At 54.2% G+C, this 16,249-nt stretch carries 14 protein-coding genes and 1 tRNA gene; 7 read left to right on the forward strand and 8 right to left on the reverse strand.

The features are described 5' to 3' along the window. The first annotated feature begins 109 nt into the window (after window positions 1–109). The 4 genes from I6G83_RS08520 to I6G83_RS08535 are packed head-to-tail and all read left to right on the forward strand — an operon-like array spanning window position 110 to window position 4,856. A complete protein-coding gene (locus tag I6G83_RS08520) occupies window positions 110–1,801 on the forward strand; it encodes a lysophospholipid acyltransferase family protein (RefSeq protein WP_054307481.1) in 1,692 nt (563 codons plus the stop codon). Window positions 1,802–1,854: 53 nt separating this feature from the next. Continuing rightward, complete coding sequence (locus I6G83_RS08525) at window positions 1,855–2,820, forward strand: HlyD family secretion protein (protein WP_054307482.1); 966 nt, start codon at window positions 1,855–1,857, stop codon at window positions 2,818–2,820. After that, a complete protein-coding gene (locus tag I6G83_RS08530; protein WP_054307483.1) occupies window positions 2,813–3,736 on the forward strand; it encodes an ABC transporter ATP-binding protein in 924 nt (307 codons plus the stop codon). The genes I6G83_RS08525 and I6G83_RS08530 overlap by 8 nt, the downstream gene beginning before the upstream one ends. Further along, a complete protein-coding gene (locus I6G83_RS08535) occupies window positions 3,717–4,856 on the forward strand; it encodes an ABC transporter permease (RefSeq protein WP_054307484.1) in 1,140 nt (379 codons plus the stop codon). The genes I6G83_RS08530 and I6G83_RS08535 overlap by 20 nt, the downstream gene beginning before the upstream one ends. 94 nt (window positions 4,857–4,950) lie before the next feature. On the opposite strand, the gene I6G83_RS08540 is transcribed toward I6G83_RS08535, so the two are convergent. The 8 genes from I6G83_RS08540 to aspA all read right to left on the reverse strand — a co-directional run bounded on the left by I6G83_RS08540 (window position 4,951) and on the right by aspA (window position 13,006). Further along, window positions 4,951–5,739, reverse strand: coding sequence for a TSUP family transporter (locus I6G83_RS08540; RefSeq protein WP_054307485.1), 789 nt, complete (start codon window positions 5,737–5,739; stop codon window positions 4,951–4,953). A 29-nt stretch (window positions 5,740–5,768) separates the two neighbouring features. Beyond that, on the reverse strand, window positions 5,769–6,572 hold the full coding sequence (locus I6G83_RS08545) for a TauD/TfdA dioxygenase family protein (protein ID WP_062779129.1): 804 nt from the start codon (window positions 6,570–6,572) through the stop codon (window positions 5,769–5,771). Between the two features lie 465 nt (window positions 6,573–7,037). Then, window positions 7,038–7,113, reverse strand: a tRNA-Phe gene (locus I6G83_RS08550). A gap of 162 nt (window positions 7,114–7,275) precedes the next feature. Then, complete coding sequence (dicD, locus tag I6G83_RS08555) at window positions 7,276–7,851, reverse strand: division control transcriptional repressor DicD (RefSeq protein WP_054306519.1); 576 nt, start codon at window positions 7,849–7,851, stop codon at window positions 7,276–7,278. A gap of 43 nt (window positions 7,852–7,894) precedes the next feature. Then, window positions 7,895–9,607, reverse strand: coding sequence for a protein-disulfide reductase DsbD (locus I6G83_RS08560; protein ID WP_054306518.1), 1,713 nt, complete (start codon window positions 9,605–9,607; stop codon window positions 7,895–7,897). Further along, a complete protein-coding gene (cutA, locus tag I6G83_RS08565; RefSeq protein ID WP_054306517.1) occupies window positions 9,583–9,906 on the reverse strand; it encodes a divalent cation tolerance protein CutA in 324 nt (107 codons plus the stop codon). Before cutA ends, I6G83_RS08560 begins: the two co-directional genes overlap by 25 nt. Window positions 9,907–10,030: 124 nt before the next feature. Beyond that, window positions 10,031–11,332 carry an anaerobic C4-dicarboxylate transporter gene (locus I6G83_RS08570; RefSeq protein WP_054306516.1) on the reverse strand — a complete coding sequence of 434 codons (1,302 nt, stop codon included), beginning with the start codon at window positions 11,330–11,332 and terminating at the stop codon, window positions 10,031–10,033. Window positions 11,333–11,569: 237 nt separating this feature from the next. Continuing rightward, window positions 11,570–13,006 (reverse strand): aspartate ammonia-lyase, encoded by a 1,437-nt coding sequence (aspA, locus tag I6G83_RS08575; protein WP_054306515.1) that lies wholly within the window; start codon window positions 13,004–13,006, stop codon window positions 11,570–11,572. Between the two features lie 351 nt (window positions 13,007–13,357). Here aspA and I6G83_RS08580 point away from each other — a divergent pair, with 351 nt between their 5' ends. The 3 genes from I6G83_RS08580 (at window position 13,358) to groL (ending at window position 16,052) form a co-directional block, all read left to right on the forward strand. Beyond that, window positions 13,358–13,849, forward strand: a complete 492-nt coding sequence (locus I6G83_RS08580) for an FxsA family protein (protein ID WP_054306514.1) — start codon at window positions 13,358–13,360, stop codon at window positions 13,847–13,849. 220 nt (window positions 13,850–14,069) lie between these two features. After that, complete coding sequence (locus I6G83_RS08585) at window positions 14,070–14,363, forward strand: co-chaperone GroES (protein WP_054306513.1); 294 nt, start codon at window positions 14,070–14,072, stop codon at window positions 14,361–14,363. Window positions 14,364–14,408: 45 nt separating this feature from the next. Next, window positions 14,409–16,052: a chaperonin GroEL gene (groL, locus tag I6G83_RS08590; RefSeq protein ID WP_015344271.1), complete on the forward strand. Its 1,644-nt coding sequence runs from the start codon at window positions 14,409–14,411 to the stop codon at window positions 16,050–16,052. Window positions 16,053–16,249: the final 197 nt, after the last annotated feature.

The following is a 16,249-nucleotide window of genomic DNA, read 5'->3' on the forward strand; positions in this document are numbered from 1 at the left end:
TATATAGAAAATATATTTTCCTGTGAATTTGTTTTAATGAGCGGGATGATTTTGTTGGTTTTTTTATAGTGATACTGCAAAAACAGCTTGGATAATCGAAGGTGCTTGTATGGATACAATCGGCAGGGTTATTGAGGAGTTTTTTCCGGGGCGGGATATTTCTCCTCGCCGGCGTCAGTTAATTAAGTGGGTGTTTGGTGAGGAGAAGATTGCGCCCGTATTGCAAAAAGCCAAAGGAAAGCAAGGGCTTGATTGGGTTGATTCGGTGGTTGATGCCTTACAGTTGCGCTTTGAGGCACACAGTGGCGATTACGATAACATTCCCAGTCAGGGGCCGCTGATTGTCATTGCCAACCATCCTACGGTTATCGATGGTTTGGCATTAATGAGCACAATTTCACGCGTGCGTAAAGATGTGAAGATAATTGCTAACCATGTATTAACCTTCCTGTTTCCAGCAATAAAAGATATTTCTATCGGCATCAGAAATATGCACGGCAAGATGAGTCACCGGCAATTTAAAGAGATGAGCGACCACCTGGAAAAAGGGGGCGTTTTGCTTATTTGTCCGGCAGGCCGATTGGCCGGCCTGTCGCTGAGCGGGCTGCGGGAATCGGCATGGCATCCGGGTTTTATTCACCTGGCGCGGCGCACCCAAGCGACGTTGTTGCCGGTGCATATTCGCGGTATTAACAGCGTGTGGTACTACATGGCAGCGCTTGCCTGGCGCCCTCTGTCTAATCTAATGATTTTCCGAGAAATAGCCCGGCACCAGGGCAGCGTGCTGCGCATGAAAATCTGCCGGCCGATCGCCATTTCAGCCCTCAAGGTGGATAAGGCGCTGGAGGCATTGGCTGCCGACTGCCGGGTCCATCTTTTGAACGTCGGCACGGGTAAACCGGGTTTGGTGTCTACGCTGCCGGCGCTTGCGGTTCCGGAGCAGCGAAGCCTGCTGGCTAACGCAGTGAGTCGCTGTGAAGTGTTGAAAACGCTGGGTGATGGTAAGCAGGTCTATCTTTACCGCCATCAGGGCGAGGCGTATTCGCCTATTTTGCAGGAACTGGGGCGGCTGCGTGAAGCCTCATTCCGTGCTATGGAGATGGGCTCCGGTGAAAAGCGTGATAATGACGCTTACGATCTCGACTATTACCATGTGATTCTCTGGGATCCGCAGGCATTGGAAATTGCCGGCGCCTACCGCATTGTTCCTGCAGGTGAGCAGATCGCCAGACGCGGTGTGGAAGGTCTGTATAGCTATTCCCTGTTCCACTATACCCCTCCCTTAACGGACGACGTTGCCGAAAGTTTTGAGGTCGGCCGCGGATTTATTCAGCAGCAATATCAAAAAACCAATGCGCTGGATGCCTTATGGAAAGGTATTTTCTGTTTTTCTCAACGCTACCCCGATTATAAAAACCTGCTGGGGGTATTAACGATCCCGAAAAGTTATTCTGTTTCGGCACGACGATTGATTATTAATTTTTACCAATGCTATTTCTCCGCGTCGCATCCGGATGGCTTAATGATGGCAGATAGGCTCTTCCTGGATAGAGAATCCAACTCCCCGTTTTCCGGTAATGACTTTCGCGCCGACTGGAAGCAGTTAAATACGCTGCTGGATGAGGCTGGGCATCAACTGCCGTGGCCATTTAAACAGATGGCGCGCTGGTTTTATCTTGGCGGTTCAATGCTGGTTGGCTTCAGAGACGACCAACGCTTTAATTCTATTGCTGGGTTGAGTATTTGCAAACTGGCGTCGCTAAAGAAAAGTTATCAATCCCATTATATTAAAACGGCGTGATTGTTTATCGAAGGGAATACGCCGACGCGTCTTGGTATATAGGAATGTCTTCAATGAACCTTATTGGTAAGGTTGTGCTGATTGCTGTTTTTTCTTTGCTCTGTTCTGGCTGTCGGGATTCGTCGTCCGATACGTTTTCCGGCTATGCCAACGGCGAATTCATCTATCTCTCTTATCACGCCAGTGAAAAGATTGAGCAGGTTCTGGTCAATAAGGGCGCTTGGGTCGAGAAAGGGCAGACTCTGGCCGCTATGGAGTCTTTTAATGCCGATAATGCGCTGCGCATAGCAGAGAAAAACTATATGGCCGAACGCGCTTTGCTGCAGGATTTGCGTTCTGGCGACCGTGATAAAGAGCTGGATGTGGTGCGTGCGCAGTTAACGCGGGCGCGTGCCGCAGCCAAGCTGGCCAAGCGCCAGCTGGAAAGAAATCAGCCTCTTTATGCCAAACATGTTATCTCCGCCACGGAGTGGGAGAGCATGGAGGCGGATTATGCGCAGAAGAGTGCGCAGGTTAATGAGCTGTCGCATCAACTGACCGCCAAGGCGTTGCCGGCGCGGCAGGAGCGGATTAACAATCAGTCGGCGCGGGTGGCGTCCGCCAGGCTGCAGCTGGACAAGGCGCGTTGGGATATGCAGCAAAGCCGGATCGTTGCGCCGCAGTCGGCATTGGTTTATGACGTTATCTACCGTCCCGGCGAGCGTCCCGCCGCAGGTAAACCCATAATCAGCCTGCTGCCGCCGGAAAATATCAAGGTGCGCTTCTTTGTGCCGGAGACCGGGCTGGCCGCGTTGAGCGTGGGATCGCGCATCGATATTTTGTGCGACGGCTGCCCGCAGCCGATTGCGGGAACGGTTCACTATATCAGCCCGCAGGCGGAATACTCGCCGCCGGTGATCTACAGCACTGAACGCCGTGAAAAATTGGTGTTTATGGCCGAGGCGCGTCCGGAACTGGCGCAGGCGCAGCGGATGAAGATCGGCCAGCCGGTGCAGGTGAGGCTGGTTTCCGATGAATGATTGGTGCATTGACGTTCACAAACTGAATAAACACTTTGGCGCCAATCACGCGGTGAAGGATTTTTCTTTACGCATTGGCAAAGGCGAGATTTATGGCTTTCTGGGGCCGAACGGCAGCGGCAAAACCACCTCGATACGTATGATGTGCGGTTTGCTCACGCCGGATTCCGGCAGCGGTTCCTGCCTGGGGATGGATATTTTTACCCAGCGTGAAGCGATTAAGCGGCGCATCGGCTATATGACCCAGCATTTTTCGATGTGGGGCTGTTTAACCATCCGGGAAAATTTATTGTTCATTGCGCGCCTGCATAATCTTGACCGGCGCAAGCAGCGTATTGAGCGTGTGCTGACGGAGATGGGGTTGGTATCCCGTCAGCATCAGCTGGCAAAGGTGCTGTCCGGCGGCTGGAAGCAAAGGATGGCGCTGGCCGCCTGTATGCTGCACGAACCCGAACTGCTGTTTCTGGATGAGCCGACGGCGGGTGTCGATCCCAAGGCGCGACGTGAATTCTGGCAAACGCTGCATCGGCTGTCCGACGCCGGCATCTCCATTTTGGTCAGCACGCACTATATGGATGAAGCGGAGCGCTGCCATAAAGTGGCTTACCTTTCCTACGGCTCCCTGCTGGCCAGCGGCGCCATTGACGAGATTATCCAGGCGCAAAATCTCACCACGATCCAGGTGCGCGGCAGGGGGCTGACGGAGCTGGAAAGCCAGCTGCAAACCCTGCCCGAGATCGAGCAGACGGTCATTTTCGGCAATGCGCTGTATGTGACCGCCTGCAACGGCGAGCGGCTGCACGGTTTACTGACGGCGCGGTTGCCTGCGGGGTATGAGCTGTGCCGGGTGCCGACCCAGCTTGAGGATGCCTTTACCTACCTGATGAAGACTCGCGATGAAAAAACCAATGATTAACTTTTCTCTGACGCGCTGGCTGGGCGTGGTGATCAAGGAGATCCATGAACTGCGTCGGGATCGGGTGAGTTTCAGCATGGTATTCCTGACGCCGCTGTTCCAGCTGATCATTCTGGGTTATGCAGTCAATATGGATCCGCGCCATGTGCCGGCGGCGTTGCTGAACTATGATTCGGGGCATCTGAGCCAGGTGTTTATCAGCGCGGCGCAGAATACCCAATATTTCTCCCTGCAGCCGGCGGCGTCGGAGCAGGAGGCGCAAAAGGCTTTTGTCCGGGGCGATGTGATCTTTATCGTGACCATCCCTGCGGACTTCAGCCAGAAGATTTTGCGCGGCGAAAAGCCGCAGCTGCTGATCCAGAGCGATGCCATTGATCCGATCGCCGGCGGCAACGCGCTGAGCGCCATCGCGCAGGCGTCAAAGAACATGTTTCAGTACGATCTGCCGGAGTCGCTGCGGGGCAGGGAAGGGACGGAGAACGTTGAGCTGGTGGTGCACCGCATGTTCAACCCGGAAGGGATCACGCAGTACAACACCATTCCCGGCATTATCGGCTCGATCCTGAGCACCACCATGATCCTGATGACCGCGCTGGCGATCACCCGTGAACGCGAGAGCGGCGCGATCGAAAACCTGCTGGTATCGCCGGTGACGGGGCTGGAGGTGATCGTCGGCAAGATCACGCCTTATGTGCTGATCGGTATGTTCCAGTCGGTGATGATTCTGCTGTGCGCGGTATACCTGTTTAACATTCCGCTGCTGGGGAACGTGCTGTTACTCCTGACGGTGCTGACGATCTATATTTTCCTGTGCCTGTCGGTCGGCATTACCATTTCCAGCATCGCGCAAAGCCAGCTGCAGGCGTTGCAGATGTCGTCGTTCTACTTTATCCCCTCGGTGCTGCTGTCCGGCTTTATCAGCCCGTTTATCAGCATGCCGGTCTGGGCGCAGGCGATTGGCTCGTGCTTGCCGCTGACCTACTTTATTCGCTTAATTAAAGGGGTGATGCTGAAGGGCTACACGCTGGCGGAACTGCTGCCGGATTTGCTGCCATTGCTGGGGCTGGCGGCGTTGGTGATGTTTATCGGCCTGCGCTCCTACCGCAAAACGCTGGATTGAAGTATCGCGGAGGGGATAAAGCGCTATGCCGGACTGGACAACCGGCATAGCTCGATAAAGTACGGTTTATCATACCGCTGCGATGGATATGATATTAGTAAAATTTACCTAAGGTGACCCCATCATATATCATCTTCATTGTCATTACTGATGTTACGGCTATAAATATAGGTCTGACGATTTTATCACCATTATTTAATACGGCGCGGCTTCCTAATGTAGAGCCAATAATCTGTCCTATAGCCATAGTTATCCCCACTTTGTAGTTGACCTGTCCCATATAAATAAAGCAAAAAAGAGAAACCAGGTTGCTCGAGAAGTTTAAAGGTTTTGAATTAATGGATGCATTTTTTATGGTGTACCCGACTAGTGAGATAAAAGATATTACCCAGAGGGAGCCAGTTCCTGGGCCAAAAAATCCATTGTAAAAACCTAGCAGGACTCCCATCATTATCATAAACACTGGCAGGCTTATGATCTTTTTGCTCTCTTTATTTTCTCTGATTTTTTTAGAGAAAATGGTATAAATGAGAATGGCTGTCATTAATATCGGCAGTATGATATATAACGTGTCGTTAGGAATTGAGTTGACGAAATAACTACCAAGTATGGCGCCAATTGATGCCGATACTATACCTTTTAAAAGATGCTTGCCGTTAATCTTCCCATTGTTTTTGTAAATCAAGATGGATGTAAGTTCACCTATGCTTGATTGCAGCCTATTTGTTCCAAGAGCAATAACGGGGGGGAGTCCTAATATTAACATGGCGGGTGTGGATATCAGTCCACCGCCGCCGGCTATAGCATCGATAAATCCAGCAAATATTGCGATAAAGAATAGAATCACAATAATGCTGTCAGCAATATGTACCATATCTGTCATAAGTTATCACTTAATAAATTATAAAAGGATCAAACCAAGGAATCGTTAAGGGTAATGCGATGCATGATTCTAAGATGTCCGGTGTAGTCATTAACTGCATGGTGTTGAACTGCCCTGTTATCCCAGAGTACGATAGTTCCTTTCTGCCAGCTTACCCTTAATGTGAACTCTGAGTTTTTGATAAAACCCGTCAAATAATCGATGACTGGAAGGCTTTCTTCACGTGACATACCGACAAAGCTATGGGTGTGCTCTTGGTTTACATAGATACTGGATTTTTGGGTTATAGGGTGTTTCTTGATGGCTGGATGAATAGCCTTAAATGTTCTCTTCTCATTGTTAGCTAATAGATGTTTCGTTCTATCTTGGTCGTGCAAATCTGAAATGTAATTACATTCTAAATTGACAAGGAGTTGTTGAAATTTTTCAGATAACTTATCAAATGCCAATGTAGTATTGCTGAATACGGTATCTCCTCCAAGAGGAGGTGTTACTTCGGCGGATAGCATGGTGATATCTGGAGGCGCATCCAAATAAGTTGAATCAACATGCCACATACCGCTGAAGTTTTTTGTCTGCTCCGGATTCTTTTTTATTTGTACTATCTGCGGATAGCCCGGGATCCCATCAGAGAAAGGATACTTAGCAATAGAACCTAATTTTTCCGCAAAGGCCAGGTATGCATCATGATTCAAATGCTGTTCTCTGATGACGAGTAGTTTTTTTTCGTATAAGTACTCTTTCAATCGGGCAATACCCTCTTGTGCTAAATTTCGCAAGTCTATATTTTTTATCTCAAGACCAAAACTAGGGTTTAGTGGTGATAAATCCATTAGCTATATTTCTCTGTATTTGGTTAATGTTGTGACTGCCGCTACATATTTAGCACCTATTTTACTTTCCTGCAACATATTTGGTGAGGCTATCTTATTTGTTTCTGATGGTTATTATTTTGTTGGTTACTATGGTGAGGGGGGCTTTCTGGTCCAAGGCGGGATGGGGATGAATACCAAAGCAACATGGTAGAGCTGTCTCATTTTTCCTTGAAGTTATCGTCCGTAATGCTGCAGCTTTGGTGAGTAAATGGCGGAGCGCCTTCCCTTCCCAGAAAACGAAAAACCCGCCATAGGCGGGTTGTTCTGAATAGGGAGGTCGGACTCGGACAACCGGCGCTTGCGCCGTGTTGAACAACGCTTTAGCGTTGACCCGCAGGGGGAGGCCGTTAGGCTGACTTATCGAACGGAGTAGTCCGTACTCCAGAAAACGAAAAACCCGCCATAGGCGGGTTCTTCTGAATATGGTGCCCGGACTCGGAATCGAACCAAGGACACGGGGATTTTCAATCCCCTGCTCTACCGACTGAGCTATCCGGGCAACGGGCAGCATTAAACCGTAAAGCCCGGTTGGCGTCAATCGCTTTATGGCATAAATATGAAAAAACAGCGTCGTTTGCTGGCTTTTCATGCAGGTTGCGTGAACTTTATCCTTAGGCAGGATAATCAGAGCGTTATCGAGCCGGGTAGCGCTGTAAATACGCTAGCTCAGGGCGCCGTGTTTGCGGCACTGGGCCACCTGCAGAATGTCTTCCGCCAGACGTTTGGCGACGGAAACATCCTGAAGCTGCCGTTTGATCAGCAATTTGCTCAGACAGCCTTCCTGAATCAGCTCCATCTGCTGGGCCACCATATCGGCGTCGTCGGCGTCCATTTCCCGCAGCAGGTCGCGGGTCAGCGCCAGCGAGCTCATCTTCTGCTGCTCTGCCAGCTGGTGGATCGGGTGGTCGCCTTCCGGGAAGAAACTGCAGGCGGCAATAAACAGGCAGCCGGGATAGCGGCCGTTTTGCACGTATTCCGCCAGCACGTCATAGCGCGCCAGCAGCTTTTGCTGCGGCGTCAGCGCGTCATCCAGCAGTAGCTGCCGACGCCAGGCGTCGATCTGCTGCCCGTGGTGGCGCAGGCAGTCATACAGCAGGGCCTCAGCATCCGGCCAGTAGGGCTTGAAATCCGCAGGTTGTACGCTGAGCTTTTCTGCCAGCATCTCCAGCGTGGTGTTTGCCAGACCTTGCTGCTCCAGCAGTCCCAGCGCGGTATCAAGAACATGTTCGCGTTGCACCTGTGTTCCCCTCTAAATTCTACTTCTGCCACTTCAGTGTCGTTTACCGCACAGTTTTCTGCAAATGTGCGTTAAACGTCTGGGCGTTCATAAAACCGGTAACGCGATTGGCCGTTTGCTCATGGCCATTACGGTCAAAGAACAAAATGGTGGGCAATCCCAATACCTGCAGATGTTTTAACAACGCCGCCTGTTCAGCGCTATTGGCGGTGACATCGGCCTGCAGCAGCACCGTATCGGCCAGGCTGGCCTGCACGCCGGCGTCGCTGAAGGTGTACTTCTCAAACTCTTTGCAGGCGACGCACCAGTCAGCGTACAGGTCCAGCATCACCGGTTTGCCCTGCGCCTGCTGCAGCGCCCGATCCAGCTGCGCTACGTTGCTGATGCGGGTGAACGCCAAATGCGGCTGGGCGGCCTGCTGTGCGGCGCCGGGGCCAAACGCCCAATCCTGCAGCGGGCGGGCGGCGATCACCGCCGCGGCCAGCAACAGCAGCTGCAGCGCGCGGGTCCAGCCGCGTGAGCTTTTCAAACTCAGCGCGAAGGCCCAGCCGAAGAACGCCAGGCCGAGCAGGCTCCACAGGCGCAGTCCCCACAGATCGCCGATCACCCGCTCCAGCAGGAACACCGGCAGGGCCAGGATCACAAAGCCGAAGGCCTCTTTGACGTACTGCATCCACGGCCCGCTGCGCGGCAGTAGCCGGTTGCCGAACAGCGTGACGATAATCAGCGGAATGCCCATACCCAGCGCGTACAGATACAGCGTCCCGCCGCCGGCCCACATATTGCCGCTCTGGGCGATATACAGCAGGATGGCGCTGAGCGGCGCGGTGGTGCAGGGGGAACAGATCAGCCCGGCCAGCGCGCCCATCACAAACACGCCGAACAGCGAACCGCCGCGCTGGGTGTTGCTCCAGTTGGCCAGCCGCGTCTGCAGCGCAGAAGGCAACTGCAGCGAATAGCAGCCAAACATCGACAGCGCGAGGGCAATAAACAGTACGGAGAGGCCAATCAGCACGTACGGATGCTGCAGCGCCGCCTGGAACTGCAGGCCGGCGGCGGCCACCACCAGACCCAGCAGCGTATAGGTCAGCGCCATGCCCTGCACGTACACCAGCGCCAGCAGCAGGATGCGGCCGCTGCTGTGCGGCCGCTCCCGACCGAGGATAATGCCGGAAATCAGCGGGTACATCGGCAGGACGCAGGGGGTAAACGCGATACCGATGCCGATCAGCAGCGCCCACAGCGGTGAAAACGGCAGGCTGGCAGGCGCAGGCGTTGCCGGCGCCGCACTGGCTGGCGTCGCAGCGGATGACGCCGCCACGGCGTCCAGCGGGATCACGCGGGTTTCCGGCGGATAGCAGAACCCGGCGGCGGCGCAGCCCTGATAGGTGACGCTCAGGCTGGCGTTCTCCGTGGCCTGCAACAGCGTCAGCGGCAGCTGTAACTGCTGCTGATAAATTTCGGTCTCGCCGAAGAACTCATCTTTATGAGCGATACCCTGCGGCAAACTGAAATCGGCCAGCCTGGCCTGCTGCGGCACCAGTTTAATCTGCTGGCGATACAGGTAGTAGCCGGGGCGGATCTGCCAGTTCAGCGTCAGCTGCCGGCCCTGTTGCTGGAAGTCGAAGGCAAACGCCCGATCGACCGGCACAAACTGGTTGCCGCCGCCGTTGCCAAACAGCGAGGCCTGCACCGTCTGCGGCAGGAAGAACAGGCTGCAAAGCAGGAAAATCAGTTTAATGATGCGTTGATCCATAACAAATAGTCTTTATCTCCGGCCATCACCGGCAGCACCAGCAACTCGGGCGTCTGGTACGGGTGATGTTGTTTCAGATAGCTGAGCAGGGCGTCTTGATGCTGGCGATTGCTTTTGAACAGCATCTGGACTTCGTACTCCTGTTCCAGTTTCCCTTCCCAGTAATACAGCGATGACGCGCCGGGCAGCAGCGTGGCGCAGGCGGCCAGCTTTTCACCTAGAACGCGGGCCGCCAGCTCTTGGGCGCTGGCCTCATCCGGTGCGGTACAAAGTATGACGACGGCTTCGCAATCAGACATCTTGACTCCCTCTCAACCCGATTCTCTGCAGAGCACTATACCCTGAAGCCCCGGCGGCTAGAAGGCGAGTTTATCACCAGCACAGAGGAGGGGGAAAAACGGGGCCTGACGGCCCCGCGGAGAGTTACAGCAAAATACCGCCCAGCAGGAAGCCGAGCACCACGGAGAGGATGACGCCGATGGTGCCGGGAATAAAGAACGGGTGGTTAAACACGAAACGGCCGATGCGGGTGGTGCCGGTATCGTCCATCTGCACCGCGGCGACCAGCGTCGGGTAGGTCGGCAGGATAAACAGGCCGGATACCGCGGCAAAGGAGGCGACGGCGGTCAGCGGGCTGACGTTCAGCGCCAGCGCCATCGGCATCAGCGCCTTGGCGGTGGCGGCCTGGGAGTAGAGCAGCGCCGAGCAGAAGAAGAAGATCACCGCGAGCAGCCATGGGTGCGCCTGAATCACGCTGCCGGCGGTCTCTTTGATCCAGCCCAGATTCGCCTGCACGAAGGTATCGCCCAGCCAGGCCACGCCCAGAATACAGATACAGGCGCTCATACCGGCCTTGAAGGTGCTGGAGTTCAGCACGGCGTCGGTGTCGACGCGGCACAGCAGGGTGGTCAGGGTGGCGACGCTCAGCATGATGATCAGAATGGCGTTGGTGGTGTTCATCAGCGGTTTGGCCACCAGTCCCAGCCCCGGGCTGTTGATGATGGCGTAGGCCACCACGCAAAGTACCCCCAGCAGGAACAGCAGCACCGACGACTTGGCGCGCGGTTTAATCTCCATCACCTTGTTGCCGCGCAGGGTTATCAGGCCTTCTTCCAGCCGCTTCAGGTAGACCGGGTCGTTGGACAGTTTGGAATCGAACAGCCAGGTGACCAACAGCGACATCAGCAGCACCGCCAGGAAGGTCGATGGAATGACCACCATCAGCAGATGCAGATAGCTGACGCCGTGGCCTTCCATCACCGAGGACATATACACCACGGCGGCGGAAATCGGCGATGCGGTGATGGCGATCTGGGCGGAAACGACGGCGGTAGACAGCGGACGGCAGGGCTTAATACCTTGCTCTTTCGCCACTTCGGCAATCACCGGCAGCGCGGAGAGGGAAATATTGCCGGTGCCGGCAAAGATGGTCAGGAAGTAGGTCACCACCGGCGCCAGAATGGTGATGTGTTTTGGGTTCTTACGCAGTAACTTCTCGGTTTGCTGGACCAGATAGTCCATGCCGCCCGCGACCTGCATCGCGGAGATGGCGGCGATGACCGCCATAATGATGGAGATTACGTCAAAGGGTATATTGCCCGGCTTTACGCCGATCATCGCCAGTACTAAAACCCCAAGGCCCCCTGCAAAGCCAATGCCGATACCGCCCAGTCTGGCCCCGAGAAAAATGGCCAGCAGAACGATGATCAATTCCACCGCTAACATAGTGTTGCTCCTCACAATTAAAGTTTTTTATATCCGCCATTTTTCAGGCTGCCGTTTGCCCGGCCGTACGTATCCGCCGTTCCATCGACGTGTTCGCTGCGCCGTGACGGGGGCGCGACAACCCGAATTACTTTGGTTATATGAAAATGAAACGTTAAAAATTTGTGGGCGCTAGAAAGTAAAAAGGCACGCTATCCAGAGGATTTAGCGTGCCTTTCGGGCTACCGGATGTATCTGTTATTGTTCGTTTTCATCTGTATAGCGTTTTGCTTTATAGGCCGGATGTTTTAGGTTTTCGACGGAGAAGATGTCATCCAGTTCGGCTTCCGTCAACAGGCCGCGCTCCAGGACTACCTCACGCACGCTCTTACCGGTTTCCGCACAGATCTTACCGACGATGTCACCGTTATGGTGGCCGATAAACGGATTCAGGTAGGTCACGATGCCGATAGAGTTGAAGACGTAGTGCTCGCACACTTCCTTATTGGCGGTAATGCCGTTGATGCATTTCTCCAACAGGTTATAGCTGGCGTTGGTGAGGATGTGGATAGACTCGAACATCGCCTGGCCGATCACCGGCTCCATCACGTTCAGCTGCAGCTGACCTGCTTCGGATGCCATGGTAACGCAAGTATCGTTGCCGATCACTTTAAAGCACACCTGATTGACCACTTCAGGCACTACCGGGTTAACCTTGGCCGGCATAATGGACGAGCCCGCCTGCAGTTCCGGCAGGTTGATTTCATTCAGGCCGGCGCGCGGGCCGGAGGAGAGCAGGCGCAGGTCGTTGCAGATTTTGGACATTTTCACTGCCAGACGCTTCAGCGCGCTGTGCACCATGACGTAAGCGCCGCAGTCCGAGGTGGCTTCAATCAGGTCTTCGGCCGGCACGACCGGCAGGTTGCTGACTTCCGCCAGTTTCTGCACCGCCAGCTGCTGATAGCCGTCCGGCGTGTTCAGCGCGGTGCCGATAGCGGTGGCGCCCAGGTTGACTTCCAGCAGCAGCTCCGCGGTGCGGCGCAGGTTGCGCGTCTCTTCGTTCAGCAGCACGCTGAAGGCGTGGAACTCCTGGCCCAGCGTCATCGGCACCGCGTCCTGCAGCTGGGTGCGACCCATCTTCAGGATATTTTCAAACTCTTTGGCCTTACGCTCGAAGCCTTCACCCAGCTGGTTGATGGCGTCGATCAGCTTCATCACCGAGGCGTAAACCGCAATGCGGAAACCGGTCGGGTAGGCGTCGTTGGTGGACTGGCTCTTGTTCAGGTGATCGTTCGGGTTCAGGTACTGATATTCCCCTTTCTGATGCCCCATCAGCTCCAGGCCGATATTCGCCAGCACTTCGTTGGTGTTCATGTTCAGCGAGGTGCCCGCACCGCCCTGGAAGACGTCCACCGGGAACTGATCCATGCACTTGCCGTTATCCAGCACCTCATCACAGGCCAGGATAATGGTGTCGGCGATCTTGCGCGGGATGGTTTTTAGCTCTTTATTCGCCAGCGCAGCGGCTTTTTTCACCATCACCATGCCGCGGACAAATTCAGGAACATCGCTGATTTTGCTGTTGCTGATATAAAAGTTTTCAATCGCACGCAGAGTGTGAACACCGTAGTAGGCATCTGCGGGTACTTCACGTGTTCCTAGCAGGTCTTCTTCAATACGAATGTTGTTTGACATGAGAACCTTCTCTATGTTGCTGCCGAATTATAGATTTTGTTAGCTAATTTATGTCGCCGTGAGCGCCGGCGGCCGCAGTATCAACCGCAGCGGCCGGAGCTGCGCCGATCATATGCTGCTTCGCAATAAATGAGTGAACACAGATCACTATCTGGAATTTCAAAAGCCACAGTTTTTGCATTGTGTGATCTGTTTCACATTTATCAGTGTAGCTATTTAAAAGAGACAAGCCGGTTGAAAAGCCGATCGGATACCCTCATTGTAATTAACTCGACCTGTTTTATCAGGCCACTTTATTGTTCTCGTATGCGCCCGGGGCGGGTACGCGAAGCTATCTGATAGGAGAGCACGGTGCGCTGGTTACCGTTTTTACTGATATTTCTGCTGGTCTACATTGAAATATCGTTATTTATCAAAGTCGCCGCCGTATTGGGCGTCGCCGTTACCCTGCTGCTGGTGATTTTCACCTCCTGCGTCGGGATATCGCTGGTGCGCAACCAGGGGATGAAAACCTTTGTGCAGATGCAGCAGAAGCTGGCAGCCGGCGAAAGCCCGGCGGCCGAAATGGTGAAAAGCGTTTCGCTGGTGATGGCGGGGTTCCTGCTGCTGGTGCCGGGGTTCTTTACCGATTTCCTCGGCCTGCTGCTGTTGCTGCCGCCGGTGCAAAAAACGCTGACGCTGAAGCTGATGCCGCATCTTTCGGTTTATCGTCCCGGCGGCTGGGGGCCAGGCGGCGATGCGGCCAACGGCAACACCTTCGACGGCGAATTTCAGCGTAAGGACGATGAACGCCACACGCTGGAACACCGTCCGGATGAGCACGACAAGCGCGACGATCGTTAACAGATGCTTTTCTGTTCATTAACAACATATCACTACGCGGCCGACCGGCCGCGTTTTTGTGTCAGCGATCGCAGTTAGCCCATTCGTTAAAAATTTTTTTTCCCGGCCCCCTTGAAGGGGGTTGGAATGCCCCCATTTCAAAACCCACGAGGCCGGTAAACATGAGAATCCGGTGCACAACCCTAAATCTGATACAGACCTTCTTACAGGAGAGCGTTCAATGAGTATTCGTCCATTGCATGACCGCGTTATCGTCAAGCGTAAAGAAGTTGAATCAAAATCTGCTGGCGGCATCGTACTGACTGGCTCTGCGGCGGGTAAATCCACTCGTGGCGAAGTAGTGGCCGTTGGCAAAGGGCGCGTTCTGGAAAGCGGAAATATTCAACCGCTGGATGTGAAAATCGGCGACATCGTGATTTTCAACGACGGTTACGGCGTGAAAGTCGAGAAGATCGACAATGAAGAAGTGTTGATCATGTCCGAAAGCGACATCCTGGCAATTGTTGAAGCGTAATTACGCTTTATCTTCTGAACTGAAAAGAATTGAAGGGAAATACCAATGGCAGCTAAAGACGTAAAATTCGGCAATGACGCACGCGTAAAAATGCTTAACGGCGTGAACATTCTGGCAGATGCGGTAAAAGTCACCCTGGGCCCGAAAGGCCGTAACGTAGTGCTGGATAAATCCTTCGGCGCGCCAACCATCACCAAAGACGGCGTCTCCGTTGCGCGTGAAATCGAGCTGGAAGACAAGTTCGAAAACATGGGCGCGCAGATGGTGAAAGAAGTGGCTTCCAAAGCGAACGACGCTGCGGGCGACGGCACCACCACCGCAACCGTTCTGGCGCAGGCTATCGTTAACGAAGGTCTGAAAGCCGTTGCTGCGGGCATGAACCCGATGGATCTGAAGCGCGGCATCGACAAAGCGGTTATCGCTGCGGTTGAAGAACTGAAAAAACTGTCCGTACCTTGCTCTGATTCCAAAGCTATCGCGCAGGTCGGCACCATCTCTGCAAACTCCGACGAAACCGTGGGTAAACTGATTGCAGAAGCGATGGAAAAAGTCGGTAAAGAAGGCGTTATCACCGTTGAAGAAGGCACCGGCCTGCAAGACGAGCTGGACGTGGTTGAAGGTATGCAGTTCGACCGCGGCTACCTGTCCCCATACTTCATCAACAAGCCGGAAACCGGTTCTGTTGAGCTGGAAAGCCCGTTCATCCTGCTGGCTGACAAAAAAGTTTCCAACATCCGTGAACTGCTGCCAGTACTGGAAGCCGTAGCGAAAGCCGGCAAGCCGCTGCTGATCGTGGCTGAAGACGTTGAAGGCGAAGCGCTGGCGACGCTGGTGGTGAACACCATGCGCGGCATCGTGAAAGTGGCTGCGGTTAAAGCGCCAGGCTTCGGCGACCGTCGTAAAGCCATGCTGCAAGACATCGCAACCCTGACCGCCGGCACCGTGATCTCTGAAGAGATCGGTATGGAGCTGGAAAAAGCCACCCTGGAAGACCTGGGCCAGGCAAAACGCGTTGTGATCAACAAAGACACCACCATCATCATCGATGGCATCGGCGACGAAGCGACCATCCAGGGCCGCGTTGCGCAGATTCGTCAGCAGATCGAAGAAGCGACTTCCGATTACGATCGTGAAAAACTGCAGGAGCGTGTAGCTAAACTGGCGGGCGGCGTTGCCGTTATCAAAGTTGGCGCAGCGACTGAAGTTGAAATGAAAGAGAAGAAAGCCCGCGTTGAAGATGCCCTGCACGCGACCCGTGCTGCGGTTGAAGAAGGCGTGGTTGCCGGCGGCGGCGTTGCGCTGATCCGCGTAGCGAGCAAAATTGCCGAGCTGAAAGGCGACAACGAAGATCAGAACGTAGGTATCAAAGTTGCGCTGCGCGCGATGGAAGCACCGCTGCGTCAGATCGTGATCAACGCCGGTGAAGAAGCTTCCGTTATCGCCAACAGCGTGAAAGCGGGCGAAGGCAGCTACGGTTACAACGCTTACTCTGAAGAGTACGGCGACATGATCGGCATGGGTATCCTGGATCCAACCAAAGTGACCCGTTCTGCACTGCAGTACGCGGCATCCGTGGCTGGCCTGATGATCACCACCGAGTGCATGGTTACCGACCTGCCGAAAGAAGATAAAGCCGACATGGGCGCTGCAGGTATGGGCGGCATGGGCGGTATGGGCGGCATGATGTAATCATCCCCCTTCACGCTTGCGTGAGTGAAAACCCCGGCCTGGCGCCGGGGTTTTTTTATCTCTGAATAAAGGGTTCAGGCGATGCGGAATAGCGGACGCGTGTTTTATCAGGCCGCAGCGGCTACCTGTTGCCGGGCTCTGCCAGAGTTCAGGCGGCGATGGAGCGGCAGGGCATGTCTCAGTGTTCAGCGCGGCGC

Source organism: Serratia rubidaea, assembly GCF_016026735.1.
Lineage (GTDB): Bacteria > Pseudomonadota > Gammaproteobacteria > Enterobacterales > Enterobacteriaceae > Serratia_B > Serratia_B rubidaea.

Excerpts from the sequence above, each read along its gene's own strand:
- I6G83_RS08570 (WP_054306516.1), bottom strand. The coding sequence starts at position 11,332 with ATGTTAGCGGTGGAATTGATCATCGTTCTGCTGGCCATTTTTCTCGGG.
- I6G83_RS08560 (WP_054306518.1), bottom strand. The coding sequence starts at position 9,607 with ATGGATCAACGCATCATTAAACTGATTTTCCTGCTTTGCAGCCTGTTC.
- I6G83_RS08530 (WP_054307483.1), top strand. The coding sequence starts at position 2,813 with ATGAATGATTGGTGCATTGACGTTCACAAACTGAATAAACACTTTGGC.
- groL (WP_015344271.1), top strand. The coding sequence starts at position 14,409 with ATGGCAGCTAAAGACGTAAAATTCGGCAATGACGCACGCGTAAAAATG.
- I6G83_RS08585 (WP_054306513.1), top strand. The coding sequence starts at position 14,070 with ATGAGTATTCGTCCATTGCATGACCGCGTTATCGTCAAGCGTAAAGAA.
- I6G83_RS08535 (WP_054307484.1), top strand. The coding sequence starts at position 3,717 with ATGAAAAAACCAATGATTAACTTTTCTCTGACGCGCTGGCTGGGCGTG.
- I6G83_RS08525 (WP_054307482.1), top strand. The coding sequence starts at position 1,855 with ATGAACCTTATTGGTAAGGTTGTGCTGATTGCTGTTTTTTCTTTGCTC.
- I6G83_RS08540 (WP_054307485.1), bottom strand. The coding sequence starts at position 5,739 with ATGACAGATATGGTACATATTGCTGACAGCATTATTGTGATTCTATTC.
- aspA (WP_054306515.1), bottom strand. The coding sequence starts at position 13,006 with ATGTCAAACAACATTCGTATTGAAGAAGACCTGCTAGGAACACGTGAA.
- I6G83_RS08520 (WP_054307481.1), top strand. The coding sequence starts at position 110 with ATGGATACAATCGGCAGGGTTATTGAGGAGTTTTTTCCGGGGCGGGAT.
- I6G83_RS08545 (WP_062779129.1), bottom strand. The coding sequence starts at position 6,572 with ATGGATTTATCACCACTAAACCCTAGTTTTGGTCTTGAGATAAAAAAT.
- cutA (WP_054306517.1), bottom strand. The coding sequence starts at position 9,906 with ATGTCTGATTGCGAAGCCGTCGTCATACTTTGTACCGCACCGGATGAG.